Genomic DNA, 22,424 nt, shown 5'->3' with positions numbered 1-22,424 from the left:
CAAAGAGAAAGGGCGGGCCTCGCGGCCCGCCCTTTTTTGCATTCAGTTGTCGATCAGACCCTGCAAGGCCGCCGACATCCGCCGCGCCAGCTCGGCCTTCTGTTGATCGTCGAGCGCCGAATAGCCGCCCGACAACTCGCGTCCGATCGCCATGCCCATGATCAGGCCCGCCGCCAGACGCGCCCGCACCGGGGCGTCCGTCCCGCCGATCCAGGCGGCCAGAGGGTCGAAGAAACGGTTGTTGGAGGTGCGCTGCATCACGTCCATGGCCTTGGCCGAACCGACCGAGCGCAACAGGATCAGCAGGCCCCGCATCCGGGCCCCGCCGCCGTCCGCCTCGCAGGGCGTCAGATCCCCATAGACGATCTCGCGCGCCAGGCGATCGCCGAAATCCTCACGCGGGCCTTCCATCAGGTCGCGACCGTTCTTGCAACTGTCGAGAACGGCGACAAACAGGTCTTCCTTGGACCCGAAATAGCGGCTGATCAGGGCCGCATCCACGCCGACGTCGCGCGCGACGTCGCGCATTCCGACGTCGTCATAACTGTCGGAACAAAAACGCTCGCGCGCCGCTTCCAGAATCGCCTGGCGGGTCGCGTTCGCGTTGCGTGGTCGGGGGGCGTCGCACAGGACCAAGTGGTCGTACTCCTATAAACCTTATCGCCTATATGGCTTTGTCATCAGGCGTTGACAAGCGCAACCATGATCATCATTAAGTCACCCGATGTTGACTGGCGCATCCTCCCCCGATGATCGCTGCTCCTCTATGTCTGTTACGTCAAAATCCCCTCCCAAGGAGAATGCGCCGATGCGCACGGTGAAGATCGCGGCCGCGTCCGTACTGATGGCGACCGCCCTCTATGGCTGTTCCAAGGGCGGCGAAGCGCCCGCCCCCCAGGCTCCGCCGGTGACGGTGGCCCTGCCCCTGGCCCGCCAGATCGTCGATTGGGACGAGGTCACGGGCCGCTTTGAAGCCCCGCGCACCGTCGATGTGCGCGCCCGTGTCGGCGGCTATATCCAGTCGGTTCACTTCAAGGACGGCGACTATGTTCGCCAGGGCCAGCTGCTGTTCACGCTTGACCCGCGTCCGGCCCAGGCCGCCCTCGCCTCCGCCCAGGCTCAACTGGCCCAAGCCCAGGCCCAGCTGACCCTGGCCCGCACCGAGTTCGCCCGTTCGGAAGGCCTGCTGGCCTCCCAGGCCGTGTCCCAGGCCGAGGTCGATTCCAAGCGCAGCGCCGTGGCCCAGGCCCAGGCCGCCGTCTCGGCCGCCAACGCCGCCATTCGCGCCCGCCAGCTGGACGTTGAATTCACCCGCGTCACTGCCCCGATCGCAGGCCGCGTCTCCGACCGCCGCGTCGATCCGGGCAACCTGGTCGGCGGCGGCTCCTCGGCCGGCGACGTCCTGACGACCGTGGTCTCGGCCTCGCCGATCTACTTCGTCTTCGACGGCTCCGAAGCCTTGGCGCTCAAGTATCAGCGCGACGCCCGCACCGGCGGCGCCGCCCCGATCCGCATCCGTCTGCAGGACGAAACCAGCTACGACCGCGTCGGCACGCTGGACTTCACCGACAACGCCATCGACCCGGCCTCGGGCACCATCCGCCTGCGCGCCGTGGTGCCGAACGCCGACGGCTTCCTGAAGCCCGGCATGTTCGGTCAGGCCCAACTGGCCGGCGCCGGCGCCTATCAGGCCCTGCTGGTCCCCGACGCCGCCATCTCGACCGACGCCGCCCGCCGTGTGGTCATCGTCGTCAAGCCCGACGGCTCGACCGAACCGCGCGCCGTCCAGACCGGACCCCTGGTCGACGGTCTGCGTGTCATCCGTTCGGGTCTGAAGCCGACCGACCGCGTCATCATCGCCGGCGGTCAGCGCATCCAGATGCCGGGCATGAAGGTCCAGCCGAAGAACGGAACCATCGCCCCGGTCGCCCAGCAGCCGAACGCGGCCCCCGTCACCCAGGCGGCGCCGGCTTCCAGCGCCTCCTTCGCCAACGCTGGCTGAACCTAAATGAACATCTCCCGCTTCTTCATTGATCGGCCGATCTTCGCGGGCGTGATCTCGGTGTTCATCACCCTGATCGGCCTGTTCGCCTATCCGATGCTGCCCCTGTCGCAGTATCCGGAGATCGCGCCGCCCACCATCACCATCAACGCCGCCTACCCCGGCGCCTCGGCCGAGACCCTGGCCGAGACCGTGGCGGCCCCCATCGAGCAAGAGGTCAACGGCGTCGAGAAGATGCTGTACCTGACCTCCTCGTCCACCTCGGACGGGGCCGTGGCGATCACGGTGACCTTCCAGCCCGGGACGGATCTCGATTCCGCCCAGGTCCTGGTCCAGAATCGCGTCGCCCTGGCCGAACCCAAGCTGCCCGAGCAGGTCCGCCAGATCGGCGTGACGGTCAACAAGGCCGAAAGCGGCTTCCTGATGATCGTCGGCCTGACCTCGCCGGACGGCAGCCTGGATAACGACTATGTCGGCAACTACGCCAACTCGACGCTGCGCGACCGCCTCCTGCGGATCGACGGCGTGGGTCAGGTTCAGGTGTTCGGCGGCGGCAACTATTCGATGCGCGTCTGGATCGACCCGGCCAAGGCGGCCGAGCGCGGCCTGACGGGTCCCGACATCGTCGCCGCCCTGCGCGCCCAGAACGTCCAGGCCGCCGCCGGCTCCATCGGCCAGCCGCCCTTCGCCACCAACGCCGCCGCCTTCCAGCTGCCGGTTCAGGTCCAGGGCCGTCTGTCTGATCCCGATCAGTTCGGCGACGTGGTCATCAAGACCGACGCCGAAGGCCGCGTGACCCGCGTCCGCGACATCGCCCGCGTCGAGCTGGGCGCCCAGGATTACGGCATCCGCGGCTTCTTCGACGGCGAACGCGGCGTCGGCGTCGCCATCGTCCAGCAGCCGGGGGCCAATGCGCTCGGCACCGCCAACCGCGTCCTGGCCGAGGTCGAGGCCGTCAAGGCCGAACTGCCGGCCGGCATGGCCATCTCCATCCCCTACAACCCGACGGAATTCGTCGCCGCCTCGGTCGAGGCGGTGCAGCACACCGTGTTCGAAGCCGTCGTCCTGGTGGCCATCGTGGTCCTGGTCTTCCTGCAGACCTGGCGCGCCGCCATCATTCCCATCATCGCCATCCCGGTGGCCCTGGTCGGCACCTTCGCGGTGCAGTTGGCCCTGGGCTATTCGATCAACTCCCTGTCGCTCTTCGCCCTGGTTCTGGCCGTCGGCATCGTCGTCGACGACGCCATCATCGTGGTCGAGAACGTCGAGCGATATCTACGAGAAGGACTGACTCCCAAGGAGGCCGCCTATCGTTCGATGCAGGAGGTCTCCGGCGCCCTGATCGCCATCGGCCTGGTGCTGACGGCGGTGTTCGTGCCCACCGCCTTCGTCCCCGGCATCCCCGGCATCTTCTATCGCCAGTTCGCCGTCACCATCGCCTCGGCGACGCTGATCTCGCTGGTGGTGTCCCTGACCCTGTCCCCGGCTCTGGCGGCCCTGCTGCTGAAGCCGCACCAGCACCACGACAACGTCCGCAAGCCGGGCCTGTGGGGCGCGGTCACCTATTACGTCCGCTGGGCCGGCGACAAGTTCAACCAGGGCTTCGAATGGCTGTCCGACAAGTACGGCCGCCTGACCGCCCGCCTGGTGCGTTCGCTGATGGTCGTCATGATCGTCTATGCGGGCCTGCTGGCCCTCACCGGCTGGCGCCTGGTGGACACGCCCTCGGGCTTCATCCCGGAACAGGATCAGGGCTTCCTGATCGGCGTCATCCAGCTTCCGGCCGGCGCCTCGCTGGACCGTACCGAGGCCGTGATGAAGCGCGCCAACGAGATCATCCAGAAGACCGAGGGCGTCGACGGCACCGTGGCCTTCGCCGGTCTGGACGGCTCCAGCTTCTCGTTCGGCTCCAACGCCGCGACCATCTTCGTGCGCCTCGACGCCTTCGAGGACCGCACCAAGGAACAGGCCGCGACCGCTCTGGCCGGCGCCATCACCGGCGCCACCGGCGGCATCGAGGAAGCCAACATCTTCGTCATCGCCCCCCCGGCCGTTCAGGGCCTGGGCAACGGCAACGGCTTCAAGATGATGATCCAGGACCGTTCCGGCGCGGGCTACCGCGCGCTGGAAGGCGCCACCTTCGCCATGATGGGCGGCGCGGCCCAGATGCCCGATCAGGTGCAGCAGGTCTTCTCGACCTACAACACCGGCTCGCCCCGCATCGCCGCCGACGTCGATCGCAACAAGGCCCTGATGATGGGCGTCCAGCCGTCGGCGGTGTTCGACACCCTCGGCGTCTATCTGGGCTCGTCCTACATCAACGACTTCAACCTGCTGGGACGCACCTTCCGCGTCACCGCCCAGGCTGAACCCTCGGCCCGCGACGACATCGCCGACATCGCCAACCTGAAGACCCGCTCCGCCTCCGGCGCCATGGTGCCGATCGGCGCCGTCGCCAACCTGCGCGAGGACTCCGGTCCGGCCCGCGTCGTCCGCTACAACCTGTTCCCGGCTTCCGAGCTGCAGGGCCAGGCCGCGGCGGGCGTCTCGTCCGGTCAGGGCATCGCGGCGATGGAGCAACTGGCCTCTCAAGCCCTGCCGCAAGGCTTCAGCTACGAGTGGACCGAACTGGCCCTGCAGGAGAAGCAGGCCTCGGGCGGCGCCTCGATGATCTTCATCATGGCCGTGGTCTTCGTCTTCCTGGTTCTGGCGGCGCAATATGAGGCCTTCACCCTGCCGCTCGCGGTGGTGCTGATCGTCCCCATGTGTCTGCTGGCGGCCATGATCGGGGTAAACATCCGCGGTCTGGACAACAACATCCTGGTCCAGATCGGCCTGGTCGTTCTGATCGCCCTGGCGGCCAAGAACGCCATCCTGATCGTCGAGTTCGCCAAGCAGGCGGAAGAGGAAGAGGGCATGGATCGCTTCGAAGCGGCTGTTTACGCCGCCAAGGTGCGTCTGCGTCCGATCCTGATGACGTCCTTCGCCTTCATCTTCGGTGTCGTGCCGCTGATGCTGGCGACCGGCCCTGGCGCCGAAATGCGCCAGTCGCTGGGCACGTCGGTCTTCTCCGGCATGCTGGGCGTGACCTTCTTCGGTCTGATCTTCACCCCGGTCTTCTATGTCATCATGCGCTGGCTCTCGGGCAAACTGCCCAAGACGCCGGAGAAACCGCGCGACCTGCCGACCACCTACGGCGCGCCCGCCCATGATCCGTACGACCCCACCGACCCCGCGCCGGCGGCCCCGACCACGGCCAGCCCGCGCCTGGGAGACGCCTGATGAACCGTAAAGTCCTCTCCCTCCTGACCGCTTCCGGCGCCGCGCTTCTGCTCGCCGCCTGCGCGGTCGGGCCCAAGGCGCCGGATCCCACGATCCCGGCCCAGGGCCAGGGCGCCTTCATCGGCTCGCAATCCGCCTCGGTTTCGACCGAGGCGGCCCGCGCCGACTGGTGGCGGCTTTATAACGACGCCACGCTGGATGGTCTGATCCAGCAGGCGCTGACCGAGAACAACGAGCTTGAGGCGGCCGCAGCCAACCTGCGCGCCGTCCGCGCCTCGCTGTCCGAAGCCCGCGCCGGCCGTCTGCCCACCACCAACGCCAGCGCCGGCTTCACCCGCAGCCGCGCCTCGACGATCACCAACCCCGCCGCCAACGGCGCCACGCTGGACGACGTCGACACCTACACGACCGGCCTGGACGTCTCCTACGAGGTCGACCTGTTCGGCCGGGTAGAGTCCACCGTCCGCGCCGCCCGTTCTGACGCCGCCGCCGCCGCCGAGGCGCTGGAGGTGGTGCGGATCACCGTGGCCGCTGAAACGGCCCGGGCCTATGCCGACACCTGTTCGGCCAACGCCCAGATCGCGGTGGCCGAACGCACCATCGAGCTGCAGGGCAAGACCGTCGACCTGACCCAGCGTCTGCTGGACGGCGGTTCGGGCAATGGTCTGGACGTGGCCCGCGCGCGCGCAGCCCTGGAACAGACCCGCGCCAGCCTGCCGCCGCTGCGGGCGTCGCGCGACGGCGCCCTGTATCGCCTCGCCACCCTGACCGGGCGCACCCCGGCCGAGGCCAGCGAGGCGGCCCGCGGCTGCCAGTCGCCGCCGCAGCTGTCACAACCGATTCCCATCGGCGACGGCGCGGCCCTGCTGGCCCGTCGTCCAGACGTGCGTCAGGCCGAGGCTCGCCTGGCCGCCGCCGCCGCGCGCGTGAACGTGGCGACCGCCAGCCTCTATCCGTCGATCAGCCTGGGGGGCTCGCTGGGCTCGACCGCGCTGGACGCCTCGGATCTGGGCGAAGACGCCAACTTCCGCTTCAGCGTCGGCCCGCTGATCAGCTGGAACTTCCCCAACATCGCCGTGGCCCGCGCCCGCATCAAACAGGCCGACGCCCAGACCGATGCGGCCCTGGCCACCTTCGACCAGACCGTGCTGACGGCGCTGCAAGAGACGGAAACGGCCCTCAGCAGCTACGCCAACGAGCTGGACCGCCGCACGGCCCTGCGCACCGCGCGGGATCAGGCGGCGACGGCGGCCCGCCTGTCGCGTCTGCGTTTCGACGCCGGCGCCGACAGCTTCCTGACGGTGCTGGATTCGGAACGGACCCTGGCCGGGGCCGACGCGGCCCTCGCCGCCTCGGAAGCCCAGGTCACCACCTACCAGATCGCCCTGTTCAAGGCCCTGGCCGGTGGTTGGGATCAGGCCCCCGATCCGGAAGCCTGATCTTCGGCTCATCGTTGAAAATGAAGACGCCCGGCAGGTTCAACCCCGCCGGGCGTTTTCTTTTGACCGATCGCGCATGATTTTCACGCCTCCGGGCGTGACCCCGGCCCGATTGATGCTCTAGGGATGAGGCATGATCGATCCCGCCGCGTCCTCCCCCGTCGCCGAGATCGCCGCCGAGGCCTCGCCTGCGACGGCGCTGGCCCATGCGCGACGGGTCGTGGTCAAGATCGGCTCATCCCTGCTCGTAGACGCCGCCACCCGCGCCGTGACCCGCGACTGGCTGGCCTCCCTGGCCCAGGACATCGCCGACCTGCGCCGGCAGGGCCGCGAGGTCATCGTCGTCTCCTCCGGCGCCGTGGCCCTGGGTCGCGGTCGGCTGAAGACCTCGCCGGGTCGCCTGCAGGACAAGCAGGCCGCCGCCGCCGTCGGCCAGACCCTGTTGATGCACGCCTGGGAAGAAGCCCTGGCCCCCCACGGCCTGATCACCGCCCAGGTCCTGCTGACCCGCGACGACACCGAACGCCGTCGCCGCTGGCTCAACGCCCGCGCCACGGTCGAGGCCCTGCTGGCCCACGGCGTCATCCCCGTGGTCAATGAAAACGACACCGTCGCCACCGAGGAAATCCGCTACGGCGACAATGACCGTCTGGCCGCCCGCGCCGCGCAACTGGCGCGCGCCGACCTGCTGGTCCTGCTGTCCGACGTGGACGGCCTCTACACCGCCGACCCGCGTCGCGACCCGAACGCCCGCCACCTGCCCCTGGTCGAAAGCCTCGGCCCCGACATCCTCGGCATGGCCAGCGGCGCCAATGCGGACGCCGGCGTCGGCACCGGCGGCATGGCCACCAAGCTGGCCGCCGCCCAGATCGCCCGCTCGGCCGGCTGCGCCACCGTCATCGCCTCGGGTCTGACGCGCCATCCGCTCAAGGCGGTGACTGAGGGCGCCCGCGCAACCCTGATCACCGCCCCGGCCACGCCTCTGGCCGCCTGGAAACAGTGGATCGCCGGCAGCATGGCGCCGGGCGGTTCGCTAACCCTCGACGACGGCGCCGTGCGCGCCCTGAAATCGGGCAAGAGCCTGCTGCCCTCGGGCGTGGTCTCCGTCAGCGGCGTGTTTGAAAAGGGCGAAAGCCTGCGTCTGCTGGATGCGACCGGCGCCGTGATCGGCGTCGGCCTGGCCGCCTATCCGGCCGACGAGATCGCCCTGATCCGGGGCCGCCATTCCGACGAGATCGAGACCCTGATCGGCTATCGCGGCCCCTCGGTCGTGATCCACCGCGACGACCTGGTGCTGGAAACCCGATGACCGATGTGAACACCCTTATGCTGGACATGGGCCGCCGCGCCCGCGCCGCCGCCGACGCTCTGCGCGCCACCACGCCGGAGGCCCGCACCGAGGCCCTGACGCGTCTGGCGAACGGCCTGCGCGCCGCCGAAGCCGAGATCCTGTCCGCCAACGCCCGCGACATCCAGAACGCTCGCGCCTCGGGTCTTTCGGAGGCCCTGATCGACCGTCTGGCCCTGACCCCCGCTCGCGTCGAGGGCATGGCCGTCGCCGTTGCGACCATCGCCGCCCAGCCCGATCCGGTCGGCGCCGAGATGGCCCGCTGGACCCCCGCCAACGGGCTGGACATCGCCCGCGTTCGCACCCCCATCGGCGTGCTGGGCGTCATCTATGAGAGCCGGCCCAACGTCACCGCCGACGCCGCCGCCCTGTGCCTGCGCTCGGGCAACGCCGCCATCCTGCGCTGCGGCTCGGACTGCCTGGAATCCTCGCGCGCCATCGCCGCCGTGGTCAGCCGCGCCGTCACCGAGGCCGGTCTGCCCGCCGACGCCGTCCAGTTGGTCCCCGTCCCTGATCGCGAAGCCGTGGGCGCCATCCTGTCGGGCCTCGAAGGAGCCATCGACCTGATCATTCCGCGCGGCGGCAAGAGCCTGGTCGCCCGCGTTCAGGTCGAAGCGAAAGCCCCTGTGCTGGGCCACCTCGAAGGCCTGTGCCACACCTATCTCGACGCCGCCGCCGACCTCGACGTCGCCCGCCGCGTCGCCGTCAACGCCAAGATGCGCCGCGTCTCGGTCTGCGGCGCCACCGAGACCCTGCTGGTGGATCGCGCCGCCGCCGAGCGCCTGCTGCCCGCCGTCGCCGATGACCTGATCAAGGCCGGCTGCGAACTGCGGGGCGACGATGCGACGCGCGCCCTCGTCCCCGAGGCAGCCGAAGCGACCGCGGCTGACTGGACCACCGAATATCTGGCCCCCGTCCTGTCGGTGCGGGTCGTGGATGGCGTGGACGGGGCGGTGGATCACATCCGCCGCTACGGCTCGGGCCATACCGAGGCCATCATCACCACCGACGCCGACGCCGCTGAGCGCTTCGCCAACGGCGTCGACAGCGCCATCGTCCTGATCAACGCCTCGACCCAGTTCGCCGACGGCGGCGAGTTCGGCTTCGGCGGCGAGATCGGCATCTCGACCTCCAAGCTGCACGCACGCGGCCCCGTAGGGGCGGAGCAGCTGACTACCTACAAATACGTGGTGCGCGGCCAGGGCCAGACCCGGCCCTGATCCGACCCTGGTGCAGAAAAGGCCGGAACCAAAGCCCCGGCCTTCCCCAATTCCACCTATCGGCCTCAAGGAGCCCGAAGGGCGATAGGCCCAGAAAAGAAGCTTACGACCTGCCTTCCGGCAGGGCGTAAGCAATCACGTAGTCGCCCTCCGGCGTCTCCATGAAGTGATGCCCGCCGGCCATGATGACCAGGTACTGGCGGCCGTTCTGCTCATAGATCATCGGGTTGGCCTGACCGCCCGCGGGCAGGACGTCGGACCAGACGGTCTTGCCCGTCTCTATGTCGATGGCCCGGATCAGGTCGTCGGTCGCAGCGGCGATGAAGATCAGTCCGCCCGCCGTCACCGCCGAGCCCCCGTTGTTCGGCGTGCCGATCTCGACCGGCAGCATGGAGGGAATGCCGAACGGCCCGTTCTTGCGCGCCGTGCCGAAGGGGCGGTCCCACAGGGTTCGGCCGGTCTTCAGGTCGATGGTGCGGATGCCGCCATAGGGGGGCTGCTTGCACAGCAGGCCGGTGAACTTGACCCGCCAGCCGGCGTTGACGTCGATGGCGTAGGGCACGCCCGCCTGCGGATCGCCGGCACCCTCGGCCTTGGACTTGGACAGGTTGCCGCCGCGGTTGGCCGCCTCCTTCTCGCGCTCGATGTAGCGAGGATCGTCGCGCGCGAACCAGCCCAGACGATCGGCCTCGGCGCGGGGCACCAGCCGGTTATGATTGGGCATGTCGTTGTAGTTGGCCACGATCACGCCGCGCGCCGGATCAACGGCGACGCCGCCCCAGTCCGAGCCGCCGTTGTAGCCCGGATACTGGATCCAGTGCCTGTCCGCCGTCGGCGGCGTGAAGTAGCCCTCATAGGCCGCCTGATGGAACTGGATACGGCAGAACATCTGATCGATCGGCGACATGCCCCACATGTCGCGCTCGGTCAGGTCCGCCTTCCGCAGCGTATGGAACAGGGAGAAGGGCTGGGTCGGACTGCGTTGCGCGGGCTCGACGCCCCCCTGCGGCACGCGACGCTCCTCGACCTTGTGCAACGGTTGGCCGGTGCGCCGGTCCAGGATGTAGAGGTCGCCCTGCTTGGACGGCAGGATCACCGCCGGCACGCCCCCGGGCATGTCGACCAGGGTCGCCTGCGAGCCCAGGTCATAGTCCCAGACGTCCTTGCGCACAGTCTGGAAATGCCAGCGCGGCTTGCCCGTGGTCACGTCCAGAGCCACCAGAGAGGTCGAGTATTTGTTCTCGGCAGGGCGACGCAGGCCGGAATAATAGTCCGCCGCCGAATTGCCCATCGGCAGGAAGACCAGGCCCAGAGCCTCGTCCGCCGTGGCCGTGGTCCACATGTTCGGCGTGCCGGGAGTATAGGTCTGGCCCTCCGGCGGCAGGGTGGTGATGTCCGGCCGCATCATGTCCCAGGCGAAACGCAACTGGCCCGTCACGGCGTCGAAGCCCTGGATGACGCCGGACGCGTTCCAGCGCTTCTGCCCGTCCAGAACCTGATGGCCCGTCACCACCACCCCGCGCACGATGACCGGGGCCGAGGTGATCGAGACCATGCCCGGATAGGGGTCGCCCATCCCGGTCTTGATGCTGACCGCGCCATTGGTCCCGAAGCCGGCGCACGGCGCCCCGGTACGGGCGTCCACCGCCACCAGCCGCCCATCCAGGGTCCCCTCGATGATCCGCGTGGCGCAAGGCTGGGCCGCATCGACATTGGGCTGGGCGTAATAGGTCACGCCCCGGCAGGCGGCGGTATAGGGAATCTGATCGTCAGCGACCCGAGGGTCATAGGTCCATTTCTGCTTGCCGGTCGTCGCATCCAGGGCGAACAGCCGATTGCGGGCCGAGCACAGATAGAGGGTGTCGCCGATCTTCAGCGGCGTGGTTTCCGCCCCGAACCGCTCCTCCGGCAGGTCCCCGGTGCGGAAGGTCCAGACGCGTTGCAAGCCCTTCACATTGTCCTTGTTGATCTGGTTCAGCGGGGAGTAGCGCTGGGCGCTGTCGGTTCCGCCCCAGGCCGGCCAGTCGGCGCCCGTTCTGATCAGGGCCGGGTCGCCGATCCCGCCCTGCCCCGCCGCCGGGACAGGACTTTGCACCCGCGCCTTGTTGGCCTGGGCCACCACCACGCCTGAGATCAGACCCAGGACGACAATCAGGCCGATCCCGCCGAGCGCCAGCTTTCCGCCCCCGCCTTCACGTTTCAGCGCCGGGAAGGACAGAACCACGAGGACCAGAAGCACCAGGGGCGCGATGACACGCGGGACCAGGGCCCAGCCGTTCAGCCCGACCTCCCACAGGGCCCAGAGCACCGTGCCGATGAAGATCAGAATATAGAGCCAGGCGCCCGTCATCCTCAGCAGGGCCAGCAGCGCCCCGGACAGGATCATCAAGAGGCCGACGACCAGATAATAGGGCGAGCCGCCCAGCATGATCAGTTGCCCGCCGCCGATGGTCAGCGTCAGGCCGATCAGGGCGATGACCACCCCCAGCAATCGCACCAGGACGCTTCCGAATCCGCGCCCGCGTTCAATGGAGGACATGTCGCACGACTCCTGAGGTTCCGCCTGAGGGTTCAGCTTGGCCTTGCCTCAACACCCCCGAAGCCGAGCCGTTCCAGAATACGGCGAGAAAGCGACCATGGAAAAAAGGGCGGCGCCGCAGCGCCGCCCTCTCCTGTCCGGTCTGAACCGGTTCCGTCAGTTGACCGGACGCCCCTCGGTGTCCACCACCTGAACCTCGCCCAGGTTGAGGGCGCGGATCTTGGGCTCGATGGCGGCGCGATCGCCCACCACGACCCAGGTCGTCGGACCGTCGCCGATCAGGGCCCTCGCCGCGACCGTGGCCCGTTGCGGAGTGGTCGCGTTCACCGATGCGGCGTAGCCGTCGTAGTAGTTTTCCGGCACGCCATAGACGACCATGCTGGTCAGATCGCCGGCCACCGCCGCGTTGGTCTCCCAATTGCCGGCCATCCCCAGAACCAGGTTGGACCGGACGGCGGCGATTTCTTCTTCCGTCAACGGACGCGCGCCGAAGACCTCGCTCAGCTCCTTGCGGATCTCGACCAGACTTTCGGCCGTCTTGTCCGACTGAACCCCGGTCGAAACCAGGAACATGCGCTCGCCGCGCGTGGTGCGGATGCCCGATCCCGCGCCATAGGACCAGTGCTTGTCCTCGCGCAGGTTCATGTTGATGCGGCTGGTGAAGGCGCCGCCCAGCGCCGTATTGGCCACATCGACGGCCCCTTCTGTCGCGGCGTCGAAGGCCGGAGCCAGACGGCCGGCGGTGATCGACGACTGCGGGCCCGCGCGATCCACGATCAGCACGCGCGGCGCCGATTGCGACGGCAGGGCGGGCGCGGCGGGCTTGACCGGCAGCGGGGTCGAGGGCGCGCGCCAGGTGCGGAAGGCCTTCTCCAGCGCCGGGGCCAGCTCGGCCTGAGTCGTGTCGCCGACCACCACCAGGGTGGCGTTGTCGGGACGGAACCAGGTGGCGTGATAGGCTTCGGCGTCGGCGGGGGTCAAAGCCTGGACGCTGGCCTCGGTGCCCGAAGTCGGACGGCCGTACGGATTTTCAGGTCCGAATACATTGGCCGCCAGCACCCGACTGGCGATGGCCCCGGGGTTGCGATTGGACTGCTGAATGCCCGACACCTGCTGGATCTGGGCCCTCTGGAAATCTTCGGGTCGGAAGGCCGGATTCTGGATGATGTCGGCATAGAGGGCCAACGACGGCTCCAGGCGCGACTCGATCGCGTTCAACGAGACGTTGGTGTAATCGACCGCCGAACCGGCGCCGAGCGAAGCGCCCAGCAACTGCAGCTGATCGCTGATCTGCAAGGCGTTCAGCCGGTCGGTGCCGTTGGTCATGACGGCAGGCGCCAGTTGGGCCACGCCGTTCTTGCCGGCGGGGTCGGCAGCCGAACCGGCTTCGACGATCAGGTTCATGCTGACGGTCGGCACGCCCGTGCGCGGAGCCAGCACCACCTTCAGCCCGTTGGACAGGGTGAAGCGCTCGAAGCTGGGGAAGTCGGCCTGGGGCGCCGCCCCCGGATCAGGCATTCTGGACCGGTCCGCACCGGCCGACGCCGTGGTGAAATCAGGGAAGGGCAGGACCTCCAGCGCATAGCTGCCGTCGGTCAGCCAGTCGCGACCCGCGCCCGTCAGGTTGGCGGGCGTGGCGGTCAGCAGACGCTCATAACTGGTCTTCCAGGCGCCGGGATCACCCAGGAAGACCTGGCTCTCGGCCAGGCGGTCGGACTTGCCGCCGAAGCCGCCGATCCGCTCCAGGCCGCGCACGAAGGCGGCGCCGTTGACGGTGCGGGCGCGTTCCAGTTCGTCGGCCGTCGGGCCGTCACGCAGCAAGCGAGCCATTTCCTCGTCGACGACGCGCTCTATAGCGCCCAGATCCTGACCCGGCTTGGCCGTCACCATGACCAGGAACTGGCTGCCGATCTCGCTCTCGGACGTGCCGGCGAAGACGCTGGTGGCGACCTGATCGTCGAAGACCAGGCGCTTGTGCAGGCGCGAGGTGCGTCCCGACGAAAGGACCTGACCCAGCAGGCCCAGGTAGTCCGTCGCCGCGTCGCCGGTCGGCGGCACGTTCCACACCTTGTAGAGCCGCGGCTGGCCGACGCGGTCGTACATGACCTCGCGCTGGGCGCCCTCCATCTTGGCGATCATGCGCTGCGGCTGGGTGACGGGCGGGCCCGAGGGGATGTCGCCGAAATAATGCTCAACCTTGGCGCGCGCCTCCTCGGGCGTGATGTCGCCGGCCAGGACGATGACGGCGTTGGCGGCGCCATAGTAGTCACGGAACCAGCCCTTCACGTCGTCCAGGCTGGCGGCGTCCAGATCGGCCATCGAGCCGATGACGGTGTGGCCATAGGGATGATCCGCCGGATAGGTGGCCTCGGTGATCGCGTCCCACACACGGCCATAGGGCTGGTTCTCGCCCTGGCGCTTCTCGTTCTGGACGACGCCGCGCTGTTCATCCAGACGGGCCTGGTCGATGGCGCCCAGCAGGTGGCCCATGCGGTCGCTTTCCAGCCACAGGACGCTGTCCAGCGCTGAGGTCGGCACGTTCTGGAAATAGTTGGTGCGGTCGGTGTTGGTGGTGCCGTTCTGGTCGGTGGCGCCCAGCAGCTCGGTCGCCTTGAAGAAGTCGTTGTTGAAGTTCTCGGACCCGTTGAACATCAGGTGCTCGAACAGGTGGGCGAAGCCAGAGCGACCGACCGGCTCGTTCTTGGACCCTACGTGATACCAGATGTTGACCGCCACGATCGGCGCCTTGTGGTCCTCGTGGACGATCAGGGTCAGACCGTTCGGCAGCACCATCCTGGTGAAGGGAATGTCCACGTCAGGCAGGGCCGGCAGGGCTGCGACGGCGGCCCGGTTCTGGGCGGCGGCGGGCGGCGCAGCGGGCGCCGGAGAAGCGTGAGCGGCGGCGGCCAAAAGGCTGGCGGCGGCCCCGCCCATAAGGGCCAGGCGGCGTACGGCGATGGTCATGAAGTCCCCCAGTGCGGTGTCGCGATGGCGGGACCGTAACGGCGCTACGCCGCCAGAAACCAACCTTTCGGAAATTTAATCCGCCTCCAGGGCCGCCCATCACGCTGAGGTACGGAATTTTCATGCTGCGTCGCACACCGATAATCGGTCGCAATATGCGCCAACTACAAATATCGATCCGACTTCATGCCCAAACACATCATTTTTAGGCTTTGCTACGGAAAATATTTGCACAATCGCCTCATGTTTCGCTTAATGAGCAGATGCAAAAAGGTGGACGTTCCAACCCTGGTGGTTTTCTGATCGAGCAGCGTCGGCTGGAGAAACAGCCCGCTGAGTTGCGCGTGCGCGCCTTCACGGAGATCACGCTCAAACCGACCGCCGCCGGCGGGACGGTCCAGGCGTCGCGCTGCACTGACTGCGGCGTGCCCTTCTGCCAGAACGCCTGCCCGCTTCAGAACAACATCCCCGACTGGCTGGCCCTGTCGGCGGACGGCGACCTGCGCGAGGCCTGGCGGGTCGCTTCGGCCACCTCGACCATGCCGGAAATCTGCGGCCGCATCTGCCCGCAGGACCGTCTATGCGAGGGCGCTTGCACCCTGCAGCAGTCCGGCTGGGACGGCGTCACCATCGGCTCGGTCGAGGCCTGGATCGCCGACACCGCCTTTGACAACGGCTGGGTCGAGCCTATCCGCCCCCTGGCCGAGCGCGGCCAGAGTGTCGCCATCGTCGGCTCCGGCCCCGCCGGTCTGGCCGCCGCCGACCGCCTGCGCAGCGAGGGCTACGCCGTCACCGTCTATGACCGTCACGACCGCGCCGGCGGCCTGCTGACCTATGGCATCCCCGGCTTCAAGCTGGAGAAGCGCATCGTCCAGCGGCGCATCGACCGCCTGATCGAGGGCGGGGTCCAGTTCGTGCTGAACACCAACGTCGGCATCGACGTGACCATGGACGAGCTGCGGTCGCGCCATGACGCCGTCCTTCTGGCCATGGGCGTCTATCAGGCCCGCACCCTCAGCGTGCCCGGGCGCGGACCGAACGACACCGTCGCCGCCCTGGACTTCCTGATCGCCCAGAACCGCGTCGACTGCGGCGACCCCGCCGACGCCTCCGCCCCCCACGCAGCCGGTCGCGACGTCGTTGTGGTCGGCGGCGGCGACACGGCGATGGACTGCGTCCGCACCGCCATCCGCCAGAGCGCGAACAGCGTCGTCTGCCTGTATCGCCGCGACCGCGACAACATGCCGGGTTCGGCGCGCGAGGTGCAGAACGCCGAAGAGGAAGGCGTCCGCTTCGAATGGCTGGGCGCGCCCAAGGCCCTGATGTCCAAGGGCGAGGCCGTGACCGCCGTCCGCGCCCAGCGCATGGCCCTGACGGAAGCCGCTCCCGGCCAGCGCCGCGACATCGCGCCCGTACCCGGCTCGGACTTCGACCTGCCCGCCGACCTGGTGATCGAGGCCCTCGGCTTTGAGCCCGAGGCCTTCGCCGAGCAGCTCGACGCCGAGCTCGGCCTGACCAAGTGGAACACCCTGCAGGTGGCGCGTGGCGGTTTCGCCACCACCCTGCCCGGCGTGTTCGCCGCCGGGGACGCCGTGCGCGGCGCCTCCCTCGTCGTCTGGGCCGTGCGCGACGGCCAGGACGCTGCGGCTGAAATCGACCGCTACCTGCGCGCGCGTACCGAGGAAGCCGCAGCATGACTGACGCATCGCAACAGAACTGGCTGGCCCAGTATGAAGAAAACCGCGCCCGCCTGATCGAAGGCGGCGCCTATGACCCTTGGTCGGAGCGCGACGCCTGCGGCGTGGGCCTGGTCTGCGCCATCGACGGCAAGCCCCGCCGCGAAATCGTCGAGATGGCCATCAAGTCGCTGAAGGCCGTGGCCCACCGGGGCGCGGTCGACGCCGACGGCCTGTCCGGCGACGGCGCCGGGGTCATGATCGAACTGCCCCAGGCCTTCTTCGCGGCCCAGGTGCGCGCCGTCGGCCAGACCCTGCGCCCCGGCCCCATCGCCGTGGGTCAGGTCTTCCTGCCGCGCACCGACCTGGGCGCCCAGGACCACGCCCGCGCCATCGTCGAGGCCGAAGCCATCCGCTCGGGCTTCTACATCTACGGCTGGCGCCAGACGCCGCTGGACCTGTCGGTCGTCGGCGTCCGCGCCGACGCCACCCGGCCCGAGATCGAGCAGATCATGCTGGCCGCGCCGGAAGGCATGGAGATCGAGGAACTGGAGCGCGAGCTCTTCCTGTGTCGCCGCCGCATCGAAAAGGCGGTGCAGGCGTCGGGCCTGAACGGTTTCTACCTGTGTTCGCTGTCGGCCCGCTCCATCGTCTACAAGGGCATGGTCCGCGCCGAGCTGCTGGGCCAGCTGTATCACGACCTGAACGACCCCACGGTCGAGGCCGGCTACGCCGTCTTCCACCAGCGCTACTCGACCAACACCTTCCCCGAATGGAAGCTGGCCCAGCCCTTCCGCATGCTGGCCCACAATGGCGAGATCAACACGCTTCAGGGCAACCTGAACTGGATGCGCGCCCACGAGATCCGCATGGCGGCCTCCGCCTTTGGCGACCGCGACCAGGAGGTCAAGCCGGTGGTCCAGCCGGGCGGCTCGGACTCCGCGGCTCTGGACAATGTCTTCGAGGTTCTGGTCCGCGCCGGGCGTCCCGCGCCCCTGGCCAAGGCCCTGCTGGTGCCCGAGGCCTGGTCCTCCGACGACGTGGTGATGAAGCCCGAGCACCGCGCCCTCTACGCCTATTGCAACGCGGTGATGGAGCCGTGGGACGGCCCCGCCGCCCTGTGCGCCGTCGACGGCCGCTGGGTCGTGGCGGGCAAGGACCGCAACGGCCTGCGCCCCCTGCGCGCCGTGGAAACCGTGGACGGCCTGTTGCTGGCCGGCTCCGAGGCCGGTCTGGTCCCCCTGCCCGAGGGCCGCATCAAGCGCCGCCTGCACATCGGCCCCGGCAAGCTGATCGCCGTCGACCTGAAGCATGGCCGGATCTATGACGAGCATGAGGCCGTCGACGCCCTGGCGGCCGCCCAGCCCTACTCCGACTGGCTGGAGAACATGGTCGATCTGGAGCCCATCATCGGCCCCGGACCCGAGCCCCGCGCCGCCGTCGGTGAGGCCCTGATCCGCCGCCAGATCGCCGCCGGTTTCAGCCGCGAGGATCTGGACCTGCTGCTGGACGCCCTGGTCCGCGACGGCAAGGAGGCGGTCGGCTCAATGGGCGACGACGCCCCGCCCGCCGTCCTGTCCAGCCTGCCGCGCCCTCTGGCCCACTACTTCCGCCAGAACTTCTCCCAGGTCACCAACCCGCCCATCGACCCCCTGCGCGAAGCCGGGGCCATGAGCCTGAAGACCCGCTTCAAGAACCTGGGCAACATCCTGGCCCAGGACGAGGCCCAGACCGAGGTCTTCGTGCTGGACAGCCCGGTCCTGACCACCGGCATGTACCAGCGCCTGCTGGGCGTCGTGGCCGATGGCTCGACCACGGTGATCGACTGCACCTATCCGGTCCCCGCTGAAGGCGATCGCCCCGGCGCCGGCCTGCGTCAGGCCCTGGACCGCATCCGCGACGAGGCCGAGGCCGCCGCCCGCGACGGCGCCACCCTGATCGTCCTGACCGACGAGCACGCCTCAGCCGAGCGGCTGGCCGCGCCGATGATCCTAGCCACCGCCGGGACGCACGGCCGCCTGATCGCGGCGGGCCTGCGCACCTATTGCTCTCTGGTCGTTCGCTCGGCCGAGACCCTGGACCCGCACGCCTTCGCCGTTCTGGTCGGGGTCGGGGCCACCGCCGTCAATCCGTGGCTGGCGCAGGAACTGTTCCAGGAGCGCCTGGATCGCGGCGCCTATCCGGGCCTGACGCTCCACGACGCCTGCCTGAACTACAAGCACGGTATCGAAGCGGGCCTGCTCAAGGTTCTGGCGCGCAAGGGTATCAGCATCATCTCCGCCTATCGCGGAGGCTGCGAGTTCGAGGTCCTAGGCCTGTCCCGCGCCCTGGCCGCCGAGTTCTTCCCCGGCGCCCCCTCGCGCATCTCGGGCATCGGTCTGGCCGGTCTGGAGCAGGCCGCGCTCAAGCGTCACAGCGTCGCCTTCGGCGCGGCCGTGCCCTCCCCGTCGATGGGCGGCTTCTTCCGCATCCGTGCGGGCGGCGAAGCCCACGCCCATGACGCGAAGACCATCCACCTGTTGCAGGACGCGGTGAACCGCGGCGACTACAAGCGCTTCAAGCAATACTCCGCCGCCGTCCGCGAGCAGCCGGACCTGGCCCTGCGCGACCTGCTGGACTTCAAGGATGGTCTGACCCCGGTCCAGCTGCACGAGGTCGAAAGCGTCTCTGACATTCGCCGCCGCTTCCTGTCCCAGGCCATGTCCCTGGGCGCCCTCAGCCCTGAGGCGCATGAGACCCTCAACATCGCCATGAACCGGATGGGCGCGCGCGCCGTCTCCGGCGAGGGCGGCGAGGACCCGGCCCGCTATGTGCCGCGCCCCAACGGCGACAACGCCAACTCGGCGGTCAAGCAGGTGGCCTCGGGCCGCTTCGGCGTCACCGCCGAATACCTGAACCAGTGCCGCGAGATCGAGATCAAGGTGGCCCAGGGTGCCAAGCCCGGCGAGGGCGGCCAGCTGCCCGGTTTCAAGGTCACCGAGTTCATCGGCCGGATGCGTCACGCCGTGCCGGGCACAACCCTGATCAGCCCGCCCCCGCACCACGACATCTATTCGATCGAGGATCTGGCCCAGCTGATCTACGACCTGAAGGCGATCAACCCCGACGCCAAGGTCACGGTCAAACTGGTCTCGGCCACCGGCATCGGCGCCATCGCCTCAGGGGTCGCCAAGGCCAAGGCCGACGCCATCCTGATCGCCGGTCACAACGGCGGCACGGGCGCCTCGCCCCAGACCTCGGTCAAGCACGCGGGCATGCCCTGGGAAATCGGCCTGGCCGAAGCGCATCAGGTGCTCAGCCTGAACCACCTGCGCTCGTCGGTGTCCCTGCGCGCCGACGGCGGCATCCGCACCGGCCGCGACGTGGTTCTGGCCGCCCTGCTGGGGGCCGAGGAATACGGCATCGGCACCTCGGGTCTGATCGCCATGGGCTGTCTGATGGTGCGTCAGTGCCATTCCAACACCTGCCCGGTCGGCGTCTGCTCGCAGGATGAACGCCTGCGCGCCAAGTTCACCGGCACGCCGGAGAAGGTGGTCAACCTCTTCACCTTCATCGCCGAGGAGGTGCGCGAGATCCTGGCCTCCATCGGCGCCCGCACGATCGACGAGATCGTCGGCCGCACCGACCTGCTGCGTCAGACGCGGCGCGGCGGCTCGCATCTGGACGATCTGGACCTCAACCCCCTGCTGATGAAGGTCGACGTCGACCGGCCCGGCCGCTGGGCCGACAAGGTGCGCCAGCCCGTCCCCGAGAGCCTGGACGCCCAGGTGCTGAAGGACGCCGCCCCCTTCCTGGAGCGCGGCCAGACGCTGGAGCTGTCCTATCCGCTGAACAACACCCAGCGCACGGCGGGCGCAGGCGTCTCTTCGGCCATCGTTCGCAAGTTCGGCCCACAGGGTCCGCAGGGCCGTCTAAAGCTGAAGCTGGAAGGCATCGCCGGTCAGAGCTTCGGCGCCTTTGGCGCACGCGGCCTGATCCTCGACGTCACCGGCGAGGTCAACGACTACGTCGGCAAGGGTCTGTCGGGCGCCGACATCCACGTCCGCCCCCATGAGTGGCGCGCGGATCAGCAAGTCTGCGGCAACACCACCCTCTATGGCGCCACCTCCGGCCGTCTGTTCGTGGCGGGCGCAGCGGGCGAACGCTTCGCCGTCCGCAACTCGGGCGCCGAGGCTGTGGTCGAGGGTCTGGGCGCGCACGGCTGCGAATACATGACCGGCGGTCGTGTGATCGTTCTGGGTTCGGTCGGCTGGAACCTGGCGGCGGGCATGAGCGGCGGCGAGCTGTTCGTGCTCGACGCCGAGGGCCGGGCCGCTCAAGCCCTGAACGGCGACATGGCCGGCGTCGGCGCCATCGACGCCGAGGCGGAGGCCCGGTTGAAGGCCCTGATCGAGGCCCACGCCAACGCCACCGCCTCGCCTCTGGCGCGGCGCATCCTGGCCGACTGGACGTCGTTCGCGCCGCGCTTCGTCCGCATCGCGCCGAAAACCGTCCTCGCCGCCGAGGCCGCAACCCCCGACGTCAGGCTGGCCCAACCGGCCTGACGTCGCCTTCCTTTTCACCTGCGTCTTCTCCCCGAGACCTTCATGACATCACCGACGATCACCAGGGCCGCAGCATTCTGTTGCGGCCTTTTCGCCGTTGCGCTTTGCGCGCCCGCCTTCGCCGCCGCCCCGCCTGATCTGCTGGCGCATCAGGTCCCGCTGGCGCTGGACGGTCCCGGCACGGCCTGGATCCTGACCTCGACGGCCTTCGTCCTGATGATGACCCTGCCGGGGCTGGCGCTCTTCTACGGCGGCATGGTGCGCAAGAAGAACCTGATCGCCACCATCGCCCATTCGACGGCGGCCATGGCCATCGTCACCGTCCTGTGGTTCGTCGCCGGCTACACCCTGTCCTTCGGGACCGTCGACGGCCCGGCCAACGGCTTCATCGGCAGCCTTCAGGCCCTGTTCCTCAACGGCGTCGGCGTGAAGACGGCCCACGCACTGACCCCCGGCCTGCCCGAGTTCCTGTGGATCGGCTATCAGCTGACCTTCGCCATCATCACCCCGGCCCTGATCGCGGGCGCCTTCGCCGAGCGGATCAAGTTCTCGGCCAGCGTCCTCTTCTTCACCCTGTGGCACCTGATCGTCTATGCGCCGATCTGCCATCAGGTCTGGGGCGGCGGCTGGATGGGCGAACTGGGCGTGCTCGACTTCGCCGGCGGGGCCGTGGTCCACGTCAATGCGGGCGTGGCCGGTCTGGTCTGCGCCATCGTGCTCGGCCCGCGCCACGGCTGGGGTCGCGACAACATGGCGCCGCACAACCTGGCCTTCACCGCCATCGGCACGGGTCTGCTGTTCGTCGGCTGGATGGGTTTCAACGGCGGCTCGGCCGCGGGCGCCAATGAAATCGCCGCCGTCGCCGTCTTCAACACCCTGCTGGCGCCTGCCGCCGCCGCCGTCGGCTGGATCGCGGTGGAGTGGACGCTGAAGAAGAAGCCGACCCTGCTGGGCCTGCTGACCGGCGTCGTCGCCGGCCTGGTCGCCATCACCCCGGCCGCCGGCTTCGTCGACCCCAAGGGTGCCTTCTTCATCGGCCTGATCTCCGGCCCCGTCGCCTATGTCGGCGCGGTCTGGCTGAAACACAAACTCAAGTATGACGACAGCCTCGACGCCTTCGGGGTCCACGGCATCGCCGGCATCGCCGGAGCCCTGCTGACCGGGCTCTTCGCCAACGCCGCCATCAACCCAGTCGCCGAAGGGGCCACCGTCTGGAAGCAGGCCATCGGCCTGGGCGGCGCCATGGCCTGGAGCGCCGTCGGCACCTTCGTCGTCCTGATGATCTGCAAATACACCGTCGGCCTGCGCGTCGAGAAAGAGGCCGAGATCGAGGGCCTCGACTACAGCCAGCACGGCGAGGCCCTGCATTGACTCACGGGCGGGGCGGGCATGAAGCCTTCCCCGCCCCTC

At 68.9% G+C, this 22,424-nt stretch carries 11 protein-coding genes; 8 read left to right on the top strand and 3 right to left on the bottom strand.

The genetic code is table 11. The features are described from left to right. Window positions 1-42: 42 nt before the first annotated feature. Window positions 43-528, bottom strand: a complete 486-nt coding sequence (locus ACZ5XO_RS00900) for a TetR/AcrR family transcriptional regulator (RefSeq protein WP_464163470.1) — start codon at window positions 526-528, stop codon at window positions 43-45. Window positions 529-808: 280 nt separating this feature from the next. Between ACZ5XO_RS00900 and ACZ5XO_RS00895 the strand changes: the two genes are divergently transcribed. From ACZ5XO_RS00895 to ACZ5XO_RS00875, 5 genes are all read left to right on the top strand, one after another. Next, complete coding sequence (locus ACZ5XO_RS00895; protein WP_464163469.1) at window positions 809-2,002, top strand: efflux RND transporter periplasmic adaptor subunit; 1,194 nt, start codon at window positions 809-811, stop codon at window positions 2,000-2,002. 6 nt (window positions 2,003-2,008) lie between these two features. Next, on the top strand, window positions 2,009-5,284 hold the full coding sequence (locus ACZ5XO_RS00890) for an efflux RND transporter permease subunit (RefSeq protein WP_464163468.1): 3,276 nt from the start codon (window positions 2,009-2,011) through the stop codon (window positions 5,282-5,284). Then, complete coding sequence (locus ACZ5XO_RS00885; RefSeq protein ID WP_464163467.1) at window positions 5,284-6,723, top strand: efflux transporter outer membrane subunit; 1,440 nt, start codon at window positions 5,284-5,286, stop codon at window positions 6,721-6,723. The genes ACZ5XO_RS00890 and ACZ5XO_RS00885 overlap by 1 nt, the downstream gene beginning before the upstream one ends. Before the next feature lie 133 nt (window positions 6,724-6,856). Beyond that, window positions 6,857-8,032: a glutamate 5-kinase gene (gene proB, locus ACZ5XO_RS00880; protein ID WP_464163466.1), complete on the top strand. Its 1,176-nt coding sequence runs from the start codon at window positions 6,857-6,859 to the stop codon at window positions 8,030-8,032. Then, window positions 8,029-9,291 carry a glutamate-5-semialdehyde dehydrogenase gene (locus ACZ5XO_RS00875; RefSeq protein ID WP_464163465.1) on the top strand — a complete coding sequence of 421 codons (1,263 nt, stop codon included), beginning with the start codon at window positions 8,029-8,031 and terminating at the stop codon, window positions 9,289-9,291. Before proB ends, ACZ5XO_RS00875 begins: the two co-directional genes overlap by 4 nt. 103 nt (window positions 9,292-9,394) lie before the next feature. Here the strand turns inward: ACZ5XO_RS00875 and ACZ5XO_RS00870 are convergent, their stop codons facing one another. Both ACZ5XO_RS00870 and ACZ5XO_RS00865 read right to left on the bottom strand, forming a co-directional pair. After that, window positions 9,395-11,830 carry a membrane-bound PQQ-dependent dehydrogenase, glucose/quinate/shikimate family gene (locus ACZ5XO_RS00870; RefSeq protein ID WP_464163464.1) on the bottom strand — a complete coding sequence of 812 codons (2,436 nt, stop codon included), beginning with the start codon at window positions 11,828-11,830 and terminating at the stop codon, window positions 9,395-9,397. 156 nt (window positions 11,831-11,986) lie between these two features. Beyond that, window positions 11,987-14,794 (bottom strand): M16 family metallopeptidase, encoded by a 2,808-nt coding sequence (locus ACZ5XO_RS00865; RefSeq protein ID WP_464163463.1) that lies wholly within the window; start codon window positions 14,792-14,794, stop codon window positions 11,987-11,989. 263 nt (window positions 14,795-15,057) lie between these two features. On the opposite strand from ACZ5XO_RS00865, the gene ACZ5XO_RS00860 reads away from it, so the two are divergent. Genes ACZ5XO_RS00860 through ACZ5XO_RS00850 form a run of 3 tightly spaced genes read left to right on the top strand, consistent with a single transcriptional unit; the run spans window position 15,058 to window position 22,385 of the window. Beyond that, entirely contained in the window at window positions 15,058-16,491 is a 1,434-nt protein-coding gene (locus ACZ5XO_RS00860) for an NAD(P)-dependent oxidoreductase (protein ID WP_464163462.1), read from the top strand. Then, window positions 16,488-21,014: a glutamate synthase large subunit gene (gene gltB, locus ACZ5XO_RS00855; protein WP_464163461.1), complete on the top strand. Its 4,527-nt coding sequence runs from the start codon at window positions 16,488-16,490 to the stop codon at window positions 21,012-21,014. The genes ACZ5XO_RS00860 and gltB overlap by 4 nt, the downstream gene beginning before the upstream one ends. Window positions 21,015-21,056: 42 nt before the next feature. After that, the gene (locus ACZ5XO_RS00850; RefSeq protein ID WP_464163460.1) at window positions 21,057-22,385 is read left to right on the top strand and encodes an ammonium transporter; all 1,329 of its coding nucleotides are present in this window, start codon (window positions 21,057-21,059) and stop codon (window positions 22,383-22,385) included. Window positions 22,386-22,424 lie beyond the last annotated feature (39 nt).

Source organism: Brevundimonas sp. T2-11 (assembly GCF_055397675.1).
Note: the sequence above shows the minus strand (reverse complement) of the source record. Positions and strands in the feature narration are given on the sequence as shown.